The sequence below is a fragment of the Pseudomonas sp. MWU15-20650 genome, assembly GCF_023242475.1.
Lineage (GTDB): Bacteria > Pseudomonadota > Gammaproteobacteria > Pseudomonadales > Pseudomonadaceae > Aquipseudomonas.
In genome coordinates this window covers 1-14,877 of the sequence record NZ_JALJFG010000007.1, presented here as the reverse complement: position 1 = coordinate 14,877, position 14,877 = coordinate 1, and the positions used below count along the sequence as shown (strand labels likewise).

The 14,877-nt window shown below is 51.3% G+C and carries 14 protein-coding genes and 2 pseudogenes; 9 read left to right on the top strand and 7 right to left on the bottom strand.

The window, feature by feature from the left end:
• The first annotated feature begins 61 nt into the window (after positions 1–61).
• Positions 62–976 carry a tyrosine-type recombinase/integrase gene (locus M5B43_RS08610; protein WP_248749691.1) on the top strand — a complete coding sequence of 305 codons (915 nt, stop codon included), beginning with the start codon at positions 62–64 and terminating at the stop codon, positions 974–976.
• Positions 977–981: 5 nt separating this feature from the next.
• Here M5B43_RS08610 and M5B43_RS08605 read toward each other — a convergent pair whose 3' ends face one another.
• Together M5B43_RS08605 and M5B43_RS08600 are read right to left on the bottom strand one after the other, a co-directional pair.
• Positions 982–1,245, bottom strand: a complete 264-nt coding sequence (locus M5B43_RS08605; protein WP_248749690.1) for a DUF2790 domain-containing protein — start codon at positions 1,243–1,245, stop codon at positions 982–984.
• 111 nt (positions 1,246–1,356) lie between these two features.
• Positions 1,357–2,559, bottom strand: a complete 1,203-nt coding sequence (locus tag M5B43_RS08600; protein ID WP_248749689.1) for a multidrug effflux MFS transporter — start codon at positions 2,557–2,559, stop codon at positions 1,357–1,359.
• 339 nt (positions 2,560–2,898) lie between these two features.
• Between M5B43_RS08600 and M5B43_RS08595 the strand changes: the two genes are divergently transcribed.
• The 3 genes from M5B43_RS08595 to M5B43_RS08585 all read left to right on the top strand — a co-directional run bounded on the left by M5B43_RS08595 (position 2,899) and on the right by M5B43_RS08585 (position 5,668).
• The gene (locus M5B43_RS08595) at positions 2,899–3,498 is read left to right on the top strand and encodes a hypothetical protein (protein WP_248749688.1); all 600 of its coding nucleotides are present in this window, start codon (positions 2,899–2,901) and stop codon (positions 3,496–3,498) included.
• 687 nt (positions 3,499–4,185) lie between these two features.
• A complete protein-coding gene (locus M5B43_RS08590) occupies positions 4,186–5,172 on the top strand; it encodes a tyrosine-type recombinase/integrase (RefSeq protein WP_248749687.1) in 987 nt (328 codons plus the stop codon).
• Between the two features lie 61 nt (positions 5,173–5,233).
• The gene (locus M5B43_RS08585) at positions 5,234–5,668 is read left to right on the top strand and encodes a hypothetical protein (protein WP_248749686.1); all 435 of its coding nucleotides are present in this window, start codon (positions 5,234–5,236) and stop codon (positions 5,666–5,668) included.
• A 10-nt stretch (positions 5,669–5,678) separates the two neighbouring features.
• On the opposite strand, the gene M5B43_RS08580 is transcribed toward M5B43_RS08585, so the two are convergent.
• From M5B43_RS08580 to M5B43_RS08565, 4 genes and pseudogenes are all read right to left on the bottom strand, one after another.
• Entirely contained in the window at positions 5,679–5,966 is a 288-nt protein-coding gene (locus tag M5B43_RS08580; protein ID WP_248749685.1) for a nucleotidyltransferase domain-containing protein, read from the bottom strand.
• Positions 5,966–6,607: a hypothetical protein gene (locus M5B43_RS08575; protein WP_248749684.1), complete on the bottom strand. Its 642-nt coding sequence runs from the start codon at positions 6,605–6,607 to the stop codon at positions 5,966–5,968. The genes M5B43_RS08580 and M5B43_RS08575 overlap by 1 nt, the downstream gene beginning before the upstream one ends.
• Positions 6,604–7,296, bottom strand: a complete 693-nt coding sequence (locus M5B43_RS08570; RefSeq protein ID WP_248749683.1) for an HNH endonuclease — start codon at positions 7,294–7,296, stop codon at positions 6,604–6,606. The genes M5B43_RS08575 and M5B43_RS08570 overlap by 4 nt, the downstream gene beginning before the upstream one ends.
• Before the next feature lie 565 nt (positions 7,297–7,861).
• A pseudogene (locus M5B43_RS08565) lies at positions 7,862–8,332 on the bottom strand (IS3 family transposase); the annotation flags it as partial.
• A gap of 95 nt (positions 8,333–8,427) precedes the next feature.
• Between M5B43_RS08565 and M5B43_RS27240 the strand changes: the two are divergent.
• Complete coding sequence (locus tag M5B43_RS27240) at positions 8,428–9,057, top strand: helix-turn-helix domain-containing protein (RefSeq protein ID WP_283099420.1); 630 nt, start codon at positions 8,428–8,430, stop codon at positions 9,055–9,057.
• Between the two features lie 40 nt (positions 9,058–9,097).
• A complete protein-coding gene (locus tag M5B43_RS27235) occupies positions 9,098–9,490 on the top strand; it encodes a transposase (RefSeq protein ID WP_283099419.1) in 393 nt (130 codons plus the stop codon).
• 5 nt (positions 9,491–9,495) lie between these two features.
• Here the strand turns inward: M5B43_RS27235 and M5B43_RS08555 are convergent.
• A pseudogene (locus M5B43_RS08555) lies at positions 9,496–9,741 on the bottom strand (transposase); the annotation flags it as partial.
• Positions 9,742–10,234: 493 nt separating this feature from the next.
• Here M5B43_RS08555 and M5B43_RS08550 point away from each other — a divergent pair.
• The 3 genes from M5B43_RS08550 (at position 10,235) to M5B43_RS08540 (ending at position 14,492) form a co-directional block, all read left to right on the top strand.
• Positions 10,235–11,422 (top strand): ABC-three component system protein, encoded by a 1,188-nt coding sequence (locus M5B43_RS08550; protein WP_248749682.1) that lies wholly within the window; start codon positions 10,235–10,237, stop codon positions 11,420–11,422.
• A gap of 74 nt (positions 11,423–11,496) precedes the next feature.
• On the top strand, positions 11,497–12,123 hold the full coding sequence (locus M5B43_RS08545; RefSeq protein ID WP_218833833.1) for an ABC-three component system middle component 1: 627 nt from the start codon (positions 11,497–11,499) through the stop codon (positions 12,121–12,123).
• The gene (locus tag M5B43_RS08540; RefSeq protein ID WP_248749681.1) at positions 12,120–14,492 is read left to right on the top strand and encodes an AAA family ATPase; all 2,373 of its coding nucleotides are present in this window, start codon (positions 12,120–12,122) and stop codon (positions 14,490–14,492) included. The genes M5B43_RS08545 and M5B43_RS08540 overlap by 4 nt, the downstream gene beginning before the upstream one ends.
• The last annotated feature ends 385 nt before the right edge of the window (positions 14,493–14,877 follow it).

The window sequence follows — 14,877 nt, the reverse complement described above, 5'->3', positions numbered from 1 at the left end:
ACTAAATAAATCGATTAATCAATAGGTTGACCGATGTATTTAATCCAAAGGCTGATCTACCTTGACTGAGTCTATCCGCAACCCGCTGACCTTCTACCTCACCCGCCTGTCGCCTTCGAGCCAGCTGACCATGCGCTACGTGCTGCAGGATGCCGCCGACCGCCTGGGCTTCGAAGACATCAACCTTGAAGAAATCGACTGGCATTTGCTGCAGCCCGAGCAGGTGATTGCCCTGGTCGCGGCGTTGCGCGAGGACGGCTACGCGCCCAATACCTCGTCGCTGTATGTGAATGCAGTGCGTGGGGTGATGAATGAAGCGTGGCGCATGAGCCTGATCAGCCAGGATCATCTCTTGAAGATGCGTTCAGTCAAGGCCGCCAGCGGCACGCGCCTGGGGCAGGGGCGTAACCTGCGTCGTTCGCTGATCCGCGAAATGATGGAAGTCTGCGCCGCCGACCCACGCCCCCAGGGACTGCGGGATGCCGCGGTGATCGGCATTTTGTACGGCTCAGGCATGCGCAAGTCAGAGTCGGTCAACCTGGACCTGGCACAGATCGACTTCGGCGAACGCAGCTTGCGCGTGATCGGCAAGGGCAACAAGGAGCTGGTCAAGTACGCGCCGGACTGGGCGTTTGCCAAGTTGCGGGCTTGGCTGGAGTTTCGGCGTGAGCACCTCAAGGAAGGCGAGCAAGACGACACCTTTCTGTTCAATCGTATCCGCCGAGGCAGTCATATCACGCGGGAGCGCATCACCAAGCATGCGATTTACTACATCGCCCGTCAGCGGGGCGAACAAGTCGGGGTGAAGATCATGCCCCATGACTTTCGGCGCTCGTTCATCACGCGGGTGATCGAGGAGCACGACTTATCCATCGCACAAAAACTGGCGCACCACACCAATATCCAGACCACCGCCGGTTATGACGTACGTGATGACAATGAGCGGCGTCGGGCAGTGGACCGGTTTGACCTGTAAGCCACTCAGCTGTGCGGGCAGGCATCACCCATCCGTACGTAGTCCAGCTCGTGACGCACCCCCTGGCTGTCGACATACACCACATGCCCTTTGACTGGGCCGCATGTGGTCGACGCTGCGTTGGCGCTGCGCACGGCCTTGGCGATGTCGAGGTCTTCGGCATAATCGTCGGCCTGGTTGACCGACGTATTAGCCCCCGGATTGGGGTTGCCCTGGGCAGAGGCGAGGGCGCTGAACAGGCTCAGCACTGCAATGAGTAAGTAACGCATGACGACCTCCAGCACCCTACGGTGACGGTTTGACGGTGGTCGCCATTCTATAAAGCCTGGCTGCGAGCCAGAAGGGATTGCGGCCGATAACGGGTATCAGCGAAAACAATGTCAGGAACGAGCGCCTGCCAGATGGGCCGGCAAGCGCCGCAAGGTCCACAGCGTTGTCAGCATCGCGGCGACAGCGCACAGTGCAATACCGAGCAGCATGGGCGTCGGGGTATGGTCGGCGAACACACCGACCACGCTCATGGACACCGCCGCCGTAATCATCTGGATAGCACCGAGCAGCGCCGACGCTGAGCCGGCGACCGCCCCGTGATCCTCCAGCGACAGCACGCCGGCAGCGGGCAGCAGCAGGCCGAGGAAGCCAAAGCCGACAAACAGCAGCGTCATCATTATGGCCAGGTGGCCGCCCCACACAGTGGTGGCCGCCAGCACTGTCATCACCGCCGCCACTGCGACCACCGACCAACGGATCAGTCGCGCCAGGCCAAAGCGTGCGCTCAGGTGCGCCGTCAGTTGGCTCATGGCAAAGAACGACGCGGCATTGAGGGCAAAGCACAGGCTGAATTGCGTCGGTGTCAGGCCGAAATATTCGATATACACGAACGGTGCGCTGCCGATAAACACAAAGAAAGTGGCCAGGCCGAAACCGCTGACGACCGACAAGCCGATAAACACCGGGTCGCGCAACAATGCCCCATAGCTGCGGATCGCACTGCCCAGGGTTTTGCCCAGCCGCCGCTCGGCCGGATGGGTTTCGGGCAACTGCACGACGGTCATCACCAGGCACAGCACGGAAACGACCGCCAGCACGGCAAACACTTCGCGCCAACTCCAGAGTGAAATCACCACACTGCCGGCCAGAGGGGCCAGGATCGGCGAAATACTCATCACCAGCATCAGCAGGGCCATCAGGCGCGCGGCTTCATGGCCGGTGTAAAGGTCGCGAACAATCGCTCGGGGAATGACCATCCCGGCGCATGCGCCAAAGGCTTGCAGGGCACGGAAACCAATCAGCGCTTCGATCGTGGGGGCCAGGGCGCAACCGACGCTGGCCACGGCGAAAATCACCAAGCCTGCATAGATGGGCGGTTTACGACCGAATACATCACTGATCGGCCCGTAGAACAATTGGCACACGCCAATGATCATGAAAAACACGGTCAAGCTCATCTGCACGGCGGCGGGCGACGCTTGCAGGCTGGCACCCAGGGTGGGCAAGGCGGGCAGGTAGCTGTCGATGGCGAACGGGCCAATGGCGGTGATCAAGCCCAACAGCAAGGCGAGGTGGGCGATACTTCGAGGCATGGGAGTTCCCGGCAGCAGCAAAAGATCGCCAGCTTAGAGAGTGGTACCTGGGGGGACAAGGTAGTGATTACAGAGTCTGTACATTTGTAGCGGCGTCAGACCGTCGGCGATGGCGGCATACAATAGCCGGCAGTTGCTTGGCTTAGCTCAACTAAATGAGTATTTAGTTGAGCTATATTAATGGGTTGGCTATGGAGGAGGGTAGTTCATTAGGTGAACCAGAAAACATTTCAGGCTTCACACACTGGATAAATGACAGATCGAAGCTACCCTCACCAACGATAGTGATCTTAATGATTTCCACATACCTGTTAACTATCTGGGCAGGAGCCAAGAGACATGACTGGAGAAGATTTGATTAAGGCTATAACTGACAACGCAACACTCATGGGTTTGACGAATTGTCCTTCGGTGTCAGTCCAAATGAGCTGCGCTGTTTACGGGAAGGTGCAAGATGACGTTGGGAGCGACGTCATCACCAATAATACGAGCATGAAGTACCAAATCGATCAGGCACTTTTATTTCGTGGTGAGCACTCGCAGACAGCTGTTTGGCACTTTCTAATTACGGGAACAGCGGTTCATCACTTTGTGGTTATCCCTTGGTTCAAGCAATCAGTCGGGACGGTGTATACGGTATTTATGGCCTATGAGCATACAAAGGGTGCCATGTATGGCTACTCGGTGGATAAGTATGTCAAGCATACCAGCCCAGCCCCTGGCGAGATTAAAGGTTACAAGGCCGTTTGGACGGACAACGTCCTAAGCGCCATGCTCTCTGACTTACTCACTCAAAAAAATGCTTGGGAAGAATATTTCGGTAATGTCGGACCCGCTCAGGCAGATAAAATCTACTACTTTAAATACAAGACAACAGCACTAGACTCCGCAGTTTCCAACGTAAATCAATACAGTAAGATCTGCCAGAAGACTACTTGACCCTCCTGGCGACTGCCTCACGCTTGGCCTGCGTTTACCCAAGGCCCATCTCCAGTTATTGATAGGCGGGTGGGCCTTGGCCAGCAGTTTCTTGAGTTTGGGATTCTCCGGCTTTTGCAGGTACACAGCTACCTGAAAGCAGCCCAGTTGCTTGACGCTCAAAACTTGCCGCACGCAGCACAAGTCAATGCAGCCATGATTGGCTGACACTGTTTTATGCCGTTCCTGACCAGATCCTTTGCAGCCTGGCCTTGGACAGCCAAGAAGATTGCTTTGAGAGATACTGCAATGTATTCACCAACAGCCGGTATCCGTATGAGTCCGACAGCGCGAAATTTTCTGACTCGATTCTTATGAGGATGTTGGGGTGGACGCTGGCCAACGTGGTTGGTTATCACAAGGAGCGCGGATCGCAGGATGCATTCATCGTGAGTTACATCGCCAAGCAGCAAGCTGGACCAGGCGATGCGTAAGAGGCAGTGCCTGCCTTCAAATCTGACCACCAGAGCCTCCCTGGCCCGTATAGAAAGGTTCGCATAATGTATATTATGTTAAACGAGGTGCTATGCCAGAAATGTTCATAAGCCTCTTAAGGCACTGATTCGACAAACCCGCTTCTGACGTCCAATCTCTCAACGGGCCATGTCCTTCGTGTTCATGGCGAGCCATTCAATGAGGTGGCTGCCGATGAAGCTGATTCAGTGCCGTTTCTCTTCAGGTCAGCGTGTACCGCTGCTCGTGCAGTCTGGTAATGCTAAGCCGTTGCCCATACTCGTTCCGTTCATCTACGTTCAACTCAAGCTCAGGTACCGCGCTTACAATACGGCGGCGGCACATCTGCGCGCGATCCAGACTTTCTACACCTATGCCAAAAGCCGGGAGCTGGATATCGATGAGGCTATCTTAGCCTGTCACTTCGAGGCGATTCTGGCGCTACTGGACGGTTACGCTCTCTGGCTCCAAAGCGGCCGCCAGGCCGATAATCTGGTTGCCCGAATTGGCACATCTGCAACAGCATCTCTTCCACAGATTGATCCGCGCACCCGTGACCAGTACCTGCGGCTGTTGAAGCAGTACCTGTCCTGGTCTGTTACCCGATACATCCCGCGCGCTCGTCAGAACTCAACCACTCTGGCTAACATCGAGGTGGCATTTGCAGATGTCGCCGACGTCATTGAACGACGATTTGAGAGCCATATCATCAATGTTCGTCCCAACCACATTCGTTACCGCAGCCTGACCGATACTCAACTCCAGATCGTCCATACACTGATTCGCCCGGGCGCCGCGGAGAATCCGTTTCCTGAACGTTTGCAACTGCGTAATTGGCTAATGATTGAATTGCTCTTGGAGACCGGTATCCGTCGCGGAGAGCTTCTGAAGCTCTACACCACAGATATCAATAATGGTTCTCAGCACGCCTATGTCAGCATCAATGATCGCGAGCATGATCCGGGCGACCCCCGCGTTGAAGAGCCTGCGCTGAAAACACACGGACGAACCGTAGGTATCTCCGCACAGTTGTATGAGGTCTACGAGCGTTATATCCAGCATGAACGACGCCCTCTGCGTGACGGTAAACCAATGAAATTGTCGTATCGTTATTTGTTCATCATCGTGGCCGTCCGCTATCGATCCGCGCATTGTCCAATGTGCTCGATCGACTGTTTCTGACCATTGAACTGGCGCATCCAGGGTTGTCGACTTCGTCGTAGCCGACGGAGACTCCAATGTTTTGATCGATGCCAAGGGCGTAGATATGGCTCAACGAGGGATGGCAGCACTTAGGCGAGGAGATGTTCGCCGAGCCACTCAGACCTCCTTGATCAAGGCGTTTAAGCAAGGGCATGAGGTGGCCGCGCGAATGGCAAAAATTGGTAACGTACACCCAGTGATACGCTCTCGTTCCTCAACGTATTTGCTGGCCGTTACCTGCAAGGAGCTCTACATCGGCAACGGGATCACCCTAGCCGGTGTGATTGGAGAATCGGAGATCGCCAAGATCCGAGCGCAATACGATCCTTGCCACCTGTTCCCCGAGGAAAACATCTACTTCCCCGCAATTCAGGAATTTGAAGAACTAATGAGCCTAGTGGGAAGCGGGAAAATTGTGTTGCCGGGCTCCGCGCGCGGAGCCCCAGAGGTTGCTAAAGATCGACCCCACAGCTGAGCGCACGCATTTACTCGGAACTGGCCAACCGTAAGAGTGCGATACATCCCTCCCGGGTCACAAATTGCGTGTACTCAGCTTCCTCTGGCAGCATATACAGAACATCCAGCGGTAGCTCCGCACCCGCCAGCTTCAACTCCTGCTTCAGTTGAACGAGCGGGTCGCCTGACGGGCCGACGACCAATATGTCGAAGTCGCTTACGACTCCACGCAATGACGAACCGAACATGAAGGGTTCAAAAAGTCGCAAAGACGGGCACGCCTTAAGAAGATGGCGCGCCACGTCCACTGCAGTCATCAGCCCTTCTGCAGGGTTGGCTTCAGGTCTTCCCATTTGAGCACCTTGCATCCCAACTCCCGCCCAGCTTCAATTGCGCTAGGCGTAGGCGATCCGTTCGGGTTTATGTTCCAGGCGATATCAATGGCACCGAAATCGTTCCAAAGACTACGAACCTGCTCGGCTATTGGCTCGTATTCCAAGATCATCCCTATCCTGAGTGAACGCCCACCTACGAGCGTCACTGTGACAATGCGGTCAAATTCTCGGTCAACGACCATCACACAACGAAGCTGGTCAATCAACCGGAATGCAAACGCGTATGCTTTATGGGAGGCGCGCTTAACCGAGCCCTTCGGGATTGCCGACGAGAGCGTGCCTATGCTTCCCCAACCAATGGAATTGGACTCCACATAAGCGATTGCACCTCCCTCCCAGACGCACTCTTTACGATAACCGCAAAGAAAGTTCATACCAGGACACTCTCGATGATATTGGGAGGCCAACTCAGTCGTCATCCTGTCAGTATCGGAGACGACTGCCAGAACCTCGGGCTGTTCGCGAACCTCTACGCGGATCGCTTCTCCGCCGGCATGCTCTGCCGAGATCACGCCGCTCCCGCCGCGAAGATTTTCAAGCGCGTATTTCAACTGCCATTTCATGCAAAGATTCCGTCCATTTCTCCAGGATAGCGAATCGCCCTTCCGGGCACGTCGCACACGTGACGCTCAACAAGACCGCGAACATGCTCCAGATATTGCGCGAAGACTTCATGTTCAGCACCGGTCATGAGATGCACATTCGCATTCGTGATGGCTTGGATGCGGAAGTGATTGGGCAGAATCACATTCCTCATTCGATGCGTCCATGTCTTCGCTGACTCTGATTCCGGATCATATTCAAAGCTTGACCCATCACAGGGTGCCAAGATGCGCCAGATAGCTTTGTTCTCAGCCATGGCGGCAACAATGACATTCCTGACTTGAGCGCGGTCATCGTAGGTGCGTATGCCTTGCTTGGTAGCCAGCGCTGCGAGGTGGTTACTCTTCCAGGTCAGCAGCGTGCTGCGGCTGTACGCGGCCGCATTCTTGTCAATCAGCGTATGACAGCCAGGGCACAGCAGAAGTAGGTTCTCCACTGTATCGGCTTCAAACTCTCCGTCTGGCCTCTCGTCGTGGCGCGGGCCCTTTTCACCATGCGGAATCACATGCGCCATTTCGGCGATGTGCTTTTCTCCGCCCATCTCGGCGGGGAAAAGAGGTTGCAGGCAGTCCGGTCGCTGGCAATGTCCCGCTGCGTCAGAAAAGAGCCGGAGTCTGATTTCGAGAGGTATGTGTTTGCGCTGCGCCATATCCGAACACCTAGAATCAATACACACAGAGTAGCTGTGAGCTGCTCCATGTCATAGCCCTGCCGTTCCTCTTTGAAGGCAGGCTTGTTGGTACTGGAGTCGACCGCGAACGCCGGAGCAAGCGAAATTGGATTTTTCGCACTGGCCTTCATAGTCGGCTTCAACGTCGACAAGTTCGTGGCGAAAATTGAGGAGGTCGCGAAGGCGGTGTGGGACATTGATAAAATCCGGAGTGGACAGACTCGGGCTGGTGAGGTGGAGCCGGCCAAACCGCCCACTCCAACCTCCCCTCAAGCTTGAATTAGGTTCTTGCTTGGGAGTTTGATGCGGCAGGCTCACTGCCTGCCGCCGAGACTTCGCCAGACAGCAACTCAAAGCAGATTTGGCAGGAGAATCTTCAGTTGTAGGAAGACAAGCTGTTACTGCGGGAGCAAAATTGACCCAACGGCTGACTATTCACTGACCCAAGCGCTCGTTCTCCGAGCCCGATCAGAGGTGGATTTTGAGAAGGTTACTATGGGTCAGCTGTGTACCGTTACGTGGGTCAAATTCGCATCAGCGGCAACAGCCAGCCTTCATACGTACGAATATAGGTGATGTCGGTGACCCAAACCTTGTTGGGTTCCACGACATCGAACTGGCGCTTCAGTAAATTGGGTGAGGCGACCGCTGGCTTACCGCCGTATTTGCCAGGACGGCGTCGATACCCTATCTGAGAGCGCAGACCTTCAAGACGCATCAGCCTCGCCACACGATGCCGACCACAAGCTTCACCGACCTCGCGCAGGTCGTCATGGATTTTGCGATAGCCATAAACTCCGCCGCTCTCCAGCCACGAGTGCTTGATCAAACCCAGCAATCGCTGGTCGTCTTTAGCGCGTGCAGATTGCGGCTCAGACAACCAAGCGTAATAACCACTGGGATGGACTTTCAGCGTCAGGCAAAGCCGTCGAATGGAATAGTCGCCCGCGTGCTGCTTGATAAAGGCGTACTTCAGCCGCACTCCTTGGCAAAGTACGCGGCGGCCTTTTTTAAGGTTCTTCACGGAATCCCGGGAAACACAGAAACAAGAACGCCGATTTGATTGATGATGTTCGTGCGAGCAAACACATCTAACAAACCGGCGTTCTTATGCGCGATATTAATACTTTCCTTCCTTTTTGGGAGGGCTTTTCTGTCGTCACGATCAAACCTGACGGCGATGCCCTTCAAATCGATCTGATCCCTCAGGCCATGCGATTTCCCACCTGTGGTGGCTGCCAAAAGCTCTGTTCAACAACTCATGAGTACTGCGATCGTGTCGTGCGTGACTTGCCGATCCTTGGCCATGCAGTCCGCCTCAACGTGCAGCTCAGGCGTGTTGGCTGCCGTGATTGTGGCAAGCGCATGGAAGCCGTCAGTTGGCTGGATCGCTACGCCCGCATGACGCGCCGGCTGGCAGAGGCCGTTATTCGAGCCTGCGAACGCCTTCCTACACTGCATGTTGCAGAGATGTTCGGGCTGCACTGGGACACCGTTCGGTTGCTGGAACGGCGCGCGCTGCAAGCGGCGTTGAGTGCCTTACCCAAGGCCCAACCACGGCGCTTGATAATGGACGAGTTCGCGTTATTCAAAGGTCATCGCTACGCCAGTGTGGTGTTGGACGCTGATACCCGGCGAGTGCTTTGGATTGGCGAAGGTCGCAGCCGGGCGGCGATCAGGCCCTTCTTCGAAGAGCTGGGGCCAGAGGGGTGCGCCCGAATTGAAGCGGTAGCGATATGACAAGCCTGCCCGAAAGGTCATCAAGCAAGCGCGATGGCTGTTGCTGCGCAACCCGCAGAGCCTGAAAACGCCGGAGCAACAGGTGCGTTTGGAGGATCTGCTGGCGGCCAACCAAGCGTTGATGACGGTTTATTTGATGAAGGCTGAGCTCAAAACGCTGTGGACGCCGAGCTCCGCCTGGGGCTGGCGATCAGCCTGGCAGCAATGGCTGCGCCATGCTCAAGAAAGTGAGATACCGGCTCTGATCCAGTTTGCCAAACGATTGAAGGGTTACTGGCGGGGCATCCTCAGCCGTGTTCGTTGGCCGATGCATACGGGACAGTTGGAAGGTATCAACAATCGAATAAAGGTCATTAAGCGGATGGCGTACGGTTACCGGGACAGCGAATTCTTTTTCATGAAGATCAAGAGCGTCTTTCCCGGTAATCCGTGAAGAACCTTTTTTAAGATGTCTCGCTCTTCAGTGACCCGCTTGAGTTCCGCTCGCAGACGACGCAGTTCAGCGTGCTGATCATCGTCTTGCTGCCGTTCTGCCTGAGGTTTGCTGTAGCGCTTTATCCAGGCATAGAGGCTATGCGTCGACACGCCAAGACGCACCGCCACATCAGCGACAGGCAGTTTCTTTTCGGTCACTTGATTGACCGCTTGGATTTTGAATTCTTCGGGATAACGTGGGTTGCTCATGGCACCTCCTGATTGGCCTCAGTTTAAGGCAAAGAGGTGTCTACGAAACCCGGGGCGATTCATCTCGATACGCTTGGTGACAAGCTAGGCGTAGTAGTGCTACACCTTAAAATCCCCTCACGAAAGATGGCATTATGCTACCCAGTTAGCCTAGTATTGGGTTTCGCGTAGGGAGGCGCTGAGGCACAAGCATTCGATAGCTCCACCCGCGCACTCATTCAGACATTGGTGCCGGAGATTTTGTTAATGGCTTTCGATGCATCACCCTCTTGGAGTGGTTTCAACTACCAGGGAAAAGTAGCGCTTTATTATGCCTTAGTCCTGATAAATAGAGAAACTCCCGACACAGATCTCTCAGCATATAGCCTTATGCTTGAGTCAACAGAAGACTTTGAAATCAAGAGAAACGATGAATCGATCTCAATTCATCAAGTGAAGGCTTACAATAAGAGTACCTTCGAGAAATACTCAAATGCGCTAATCGAAATTACTCTTGAACTCTACAAACAGCCAACCGTCTCTGGCTTCGTCCACACTTGGAAGTGTCATCAACAACAGACCCAACTTCACTTCTTTGATCGACTCTATAAAAAACGACCTAATCTTCATTTGTAATGAGTACCAAGATAGCGCTGACAAAGTTGCTACGACGATAGGGAAAGCGGCTTCAGACTCAAAGAAAATAACAAAAATCTCAGCGATTTTACGTTATGCATTTCCTACTAAGTCGGCGGATGAACTGTACGCCATTTTAGAGGAAATTCTTATCCAAAAAAATGATGCCCTGAGCAGGGTTGCGAGCTACGAGTATGACGACAAGAAAAAATATTGCGACCTAGACGACATCAACAAAAAAATAAAAAATCAAATCAGTCTTGCCTTCCAAGCTCGCAAAAAAATCATTACCGACGATCATCTTGACAAGGCCTTTCACCACTACCTCGGCATGATCGACAGGCATATTATCGATCGCCACAAAACAAAAGCCAAAGAAAATAAACTTTCGATAAGCATTGATTCGCTGATTCTCGTACTAGAGACCGACTTGGAAGACATCAGCAAGGACTATCTGGCATACAAATTCAAGGAAAGATTCTCATATCAAATCGATCAATACATGAGTGACGAAGTAGATTATCCTGACGCAGGCAATGATCAACCCTGTAATCTTCAGGCTGCTTGCGCCATTTTGCTTGCATTACATCCTCGTGAGCTCTGGGAGCATTATCGAAGCTTTTCACCCCATTTGCTCCTGGATGATGCAAGTAACACAAGTAACGCTTTCACTTATAACGATGAGGGCATACGTCTTTACCTGCTCAAGATTCTACACTCTGTAGACATCGCCAGCTCTGCACCAAACGCCGCACGCTATCAGTTCACCTATCGTTCCAGCACGCCCCCATTCCAAAACTTTCTTCCCACCACTATTACAAACAATGGGCGGTTTGATTTAACCTCAAAGCAGATGCACTCGAACCCTTGCTTGTCCGAACTCTTATACGAAATTGAAAACTTGATTCATTGCGGAGAAACAGATCACATTTTCTACCCGGATGCTGAAAAAAATACCGAAGCGCCAATAGAGATCGATGCTGATCAACGCTTGAAAAGAACAGAGACATTCAAAAGCATTAGCGTTATTCCACTTAATAAAGCCAAGATTAAGCTAGCCAAATGATAAATCTGATAAATAACATCATTTCTAACAATGGCTATCAACGGATTGACCTCGATCTCGATGAGCCGGGTTTTATGATCACGCTTTTTAAAGCCAGTGACGAGAGCAAGCAAGAATACTTCGTCTCGCTCCGAGCCGAAGAGCAAGACAATAAAGTGGCCATGCTGCTTTTGGAAGAAAAAGCTCAAACTATTTTTGAAAAAATTCGAAACTCAGGCAAAACTGAACGATTCTTTGAAAAGAACTGCACGATGATTGTGTGCCATGAAGCGATAAAAATCAGTAAAGAAACAATATTTTCTTTGGAAGAAGACCCCTACAACTTCAAGAAAAATGTCCTAACCTACTCCACGGGTGAATTGCTAGCCTTGCAGACCTATCTTTCAAGCAACGGGCTTGAAGAGATAACCAACGATGTCATCAATAACATCTTGAATGCTAATGGGGGCAAAAATTTCCTCGAATTCAAGCAGAGTTCCACAAAGGGCCTGTATTCGATAGTTCTTAAGACCACCCTCAAACTACCCTTCCTAATCTATACTCCTCAAGAGCAAAAGCTTAGCAATCTTGCATTAGACATTGAAAATAACCTCACACCTGGACTTAATTCAATCTACAAAGAAATCATTTCCATAGAAGCCGAATGGAATGATGAAAATATATTAGATGAAGTGATGAAAATCTGGAGTGTCGAACTATGATATTCTTGACCAAAATTACGTTGGTGAATTTTAAAATTTTCGGCGGCGAACCTTACTCTATTGACTTCGAAGGGAACAAGCTGATCCTGTTGGATGGGCCGAATGGATATGGTAAAACTTCGGTATTTGATGCCGTCGAGTTAGCGCTAACTGGAAATATCAGCAGACTCATCACCCTGGATAACCGCCAAAACCCTGCAGACATCGTTGTAGCACATAGAAATGCTTCTTCGGTTGAAATATTGTTAGAGTTCAAAGACGAAAACTCCAACACAAGAATTTTTCAACGAAAACTTAAAAGCAATATTACCGGCCCCTCGAAGCGAATAGCGAGATTCGCAGAACTGTGGGAGCTCAATGAGATCATCGATGGCAGTGCCGAGCCGGCAAAAAAAGATGTTCTTGAACAATTTTTTGACAGCAAAGATTTTGCCAGAGACTTTTTGCTATTCCATTATGTGCAGCAAGAAGAAACGTCAAGATTCTTAAAAACAAACAATGAAACTCAACGTGCAACTGAGCTTGCGCAGCTTTTTGGTGACACCCGTGAAGCTGACGAAAACCTAGAAAAACTTACCAGCGCACAAAGGAAAATCAACGTCGCTAAAAAGTCAATAACTAATCGAATCTCTGAACTTCAGCGCTTGTACCATCTCGATCCCGAGTTGGCAATCACAACTGAGCCGGCAGAGTCACATCAGTATGCGTTCCCTTGGCTGTCCGAGAACAACACCTCCCCTTATTGGGATTTTGAAACAATAGTCGAACTGACCGAACAAAGGCTGAGCGCATCTCTCGCCGAAATTGAAGCCATAAAATGGCTAGTAAGCCACAGTGACTTCTACTTGAGAAATCGCCATTATCAGTCAGCATTGCACCAACGCAACCTGCTTGAGCTTTACGTAGGCTATGCTAACACACACCTGAACTACCATGGCTATCAAGACTATAGCAAGACCTATCAGGAAGTTAAGAACTCATATGATATCCTTCAACAGGAAGACATTAGCGACATACTTAAAAATTCCCGCTTAGAAAATCTTTACACTGCGCTCAAGCTGCCTGGTAGAGCTGAGTTCCGTGATGCCTTGACATTACTCAACACCTTAATTTCAAAAAACAAGGGTGTAAGTTCAGTCTACACAGAAATCCTGAACCACCACTCCAAACTGTCTCCCGCTTTAGACGTCACCCCTACCGAAACTTCATGTTTCTTCTGTGGCCACGACCATAACACTCACGACGCATTGAAAGCAGCTGTCGAAAAACATGGCGACTTACTCCGTAGTGAGCTTTCAGATAAAGATAAAGCAACCGTAGCTGCTCGGGAAAATTTCTCCAAGCACCATCTAGCAGATTTGCTCAACGCCTGCGAGGTCTACTTAGAAATAAATGTAGAACCTAGCCAGACTGACCTGAACAAACTTGCAGAGGCATTTGCATCTAAAGATCGCTTAGAAAATATACGGCAATGGCTGATAACCGAGAACATTGAGCATGAAGACCTCCTCGCTGAGGACTTTCCCGTCGCGGCTCGCGATAGATACATTGCCGAAGCGACAGATGTATTGTGCGAAAGAATAAGAGCGCTAATCGGGCCGGCACCAGAAAACTTTTACGAAACCCATACATCATCAACTCTAGACCGTATCTTCAAAGATTATTTCAACAAAACCGCTGAAAGGCTAACAACCTACCCGATAGATCTCCTCACGCAGAAAGAAACTTACATAAAAGAACAGTACGGCAACGACATGAGAGCGCATGCTGTTGAGCTGCAAAAGCTTCAAAAAAATGACTCGCTTCTTGAACGAGCACTCTCCGACACTGGAGACCTCATTACTATTGTCAGATCTCAGATCAGAAAATATAGAAAGGATCTCATTACAGATATTGAAATCCCCTTCTATATTTACTCAGGAAAAATCCTCCAAAGCCACCAAGCTGGAATAGGACACGGCATATTCATTAAAGATCCAACAGGTGAGGATGAGCTAAAAAATGTGCGACTAGTCTCGGATTGGAAGAGCGACCACGACATTCTGAATACAATGAGTTCAGGGCAAATTTCTGCTGTTGTAATCGCATTGACGTTAGCATTGCACCGTGTTTATTCCAAAAAATTCGGAACCATCTTAATCGATGATCCAGTCCAGACGATGGATGACATCAACATGTCTTCATTGGTCGAGCTGTTACGCAACGACTTCCAAGACAAGCAAATCGTGCTCTCCACTCATGAAGATAAAGTTGCAAGATACTTCACATATAAATACATCAAGCATAGCGAGAGCGTCAAAATCGTGAACCTAATGCAGCGCAGAGAATATGTACCAAGCAATAGGTTCAAATACAGCACGGACTCCTAGTTAAAGCTCGCTAGTCGTCCTTAGATTGCCGGTGCCCTTGTACCGCTTTTCCTGTGTCCCCTACAAAAAATCTCTGTGTTGATGGAGATCTTACCGTCGGGGACGGGCTGACAGGCAAAAGCGGTACGTCAACCGGAGGGGCGCACCGCTGCAATCTATTGCTGTCAGCGATGTTCGTTTAGGTTGCGTGGACGAAGCAACTGGACTGGGACCGTCAGAGGTTGGGGCGACGAGGGTAAGGACGGCGGAGAAAACTAGGTCTATGAACATCAATCGATGAACAGGCGCGTTAATTTCTAGAGCGGTTAGCCAGTAATTTCAGGCTCATGAGCCGCTTATGAACATCTGACATCGCCCATAAGTTCAATGTAAGCGCTCCATAAAC

What these genes read in the sequence shown, in the direction of transcription:
- M5B43_RS08605 (WP_248749690.1), bottom strand. Translation starts at nt 1,245, where the DNA reads ATGCGTTACTTACTCATTGCAGTGCTGAGCCTGTTCAGCGCCCTCGCC.
- M5B43_RS08600 (WP_248749689.1), bottom strand. Translation starts at nt 2,559, where the DNA reads ATGCCTCGAAGTATCGCCCACCTCGCCTTGCTGTTGGGCTTGATCACC.
- M5B43_RS08595 (WP_248749688.1), top strand. Translation starts at nt 2,899, where the DNA reads ATGACTGGAGAAGATTTGATTAAGGCTATAACTGACAACGCAACACTC.
- M5B43_RS08590 (WP_248749687.1), top strand. Translation starts at nt 4,186, where the DNA reads ATGAAGCTGATTCAGTGCCGTTTCTCTTCAGGTCAGCGTGTACCGCTG.
- M5B43_RS08580 (WP_248749685.1), bottom strand. Translation starts at nt 5,966, where the DNA reads ATGACTGCAGTGGACGTGGCGCGCCATCTTCTTAAGGCGTGCCCGTCT.
- M5B43_RS08575 (WP_248749684.1), bottom strand. Translation starts at nt 6,607, where the DNA reads ATGAAATGGCAGTTGAAATACGCGCTTGAAAATCTTCGCGGCGGGAGC.
- M5B43_RS08570 (WP_248749683.1), bottom strand. Translation starts at nt 7,296, where the DNA reads ATGGCGCAGCGCAAACACATACCTCTCGAAATCAGACTCCGGCTCTTT.
- M5B43_RS27240 (WP_283099420.1), top strand. Translation starts at nt 8,428, where the DNA reads ATGCGCGATATTAATACTTTCCTTCCTTTTTGGGAGGGCTTTTCTGTC.
- M5B43_RS08545 (WP_218833833.1), top strand. Translation starts at nt 11,497, where the DNA reads ATGATCACGCTTTTTAAAGCCAGTGACGAGAGCAAGCAAGAATACTTC.
- M5B43_RS08540 (WP_248749681.1), top strand. Translation starts at nt 12,120, where the DNA reads ATGATATTCTTGACCAAAATTACGTTGGTGAATTTTAAAATTTTCGGC.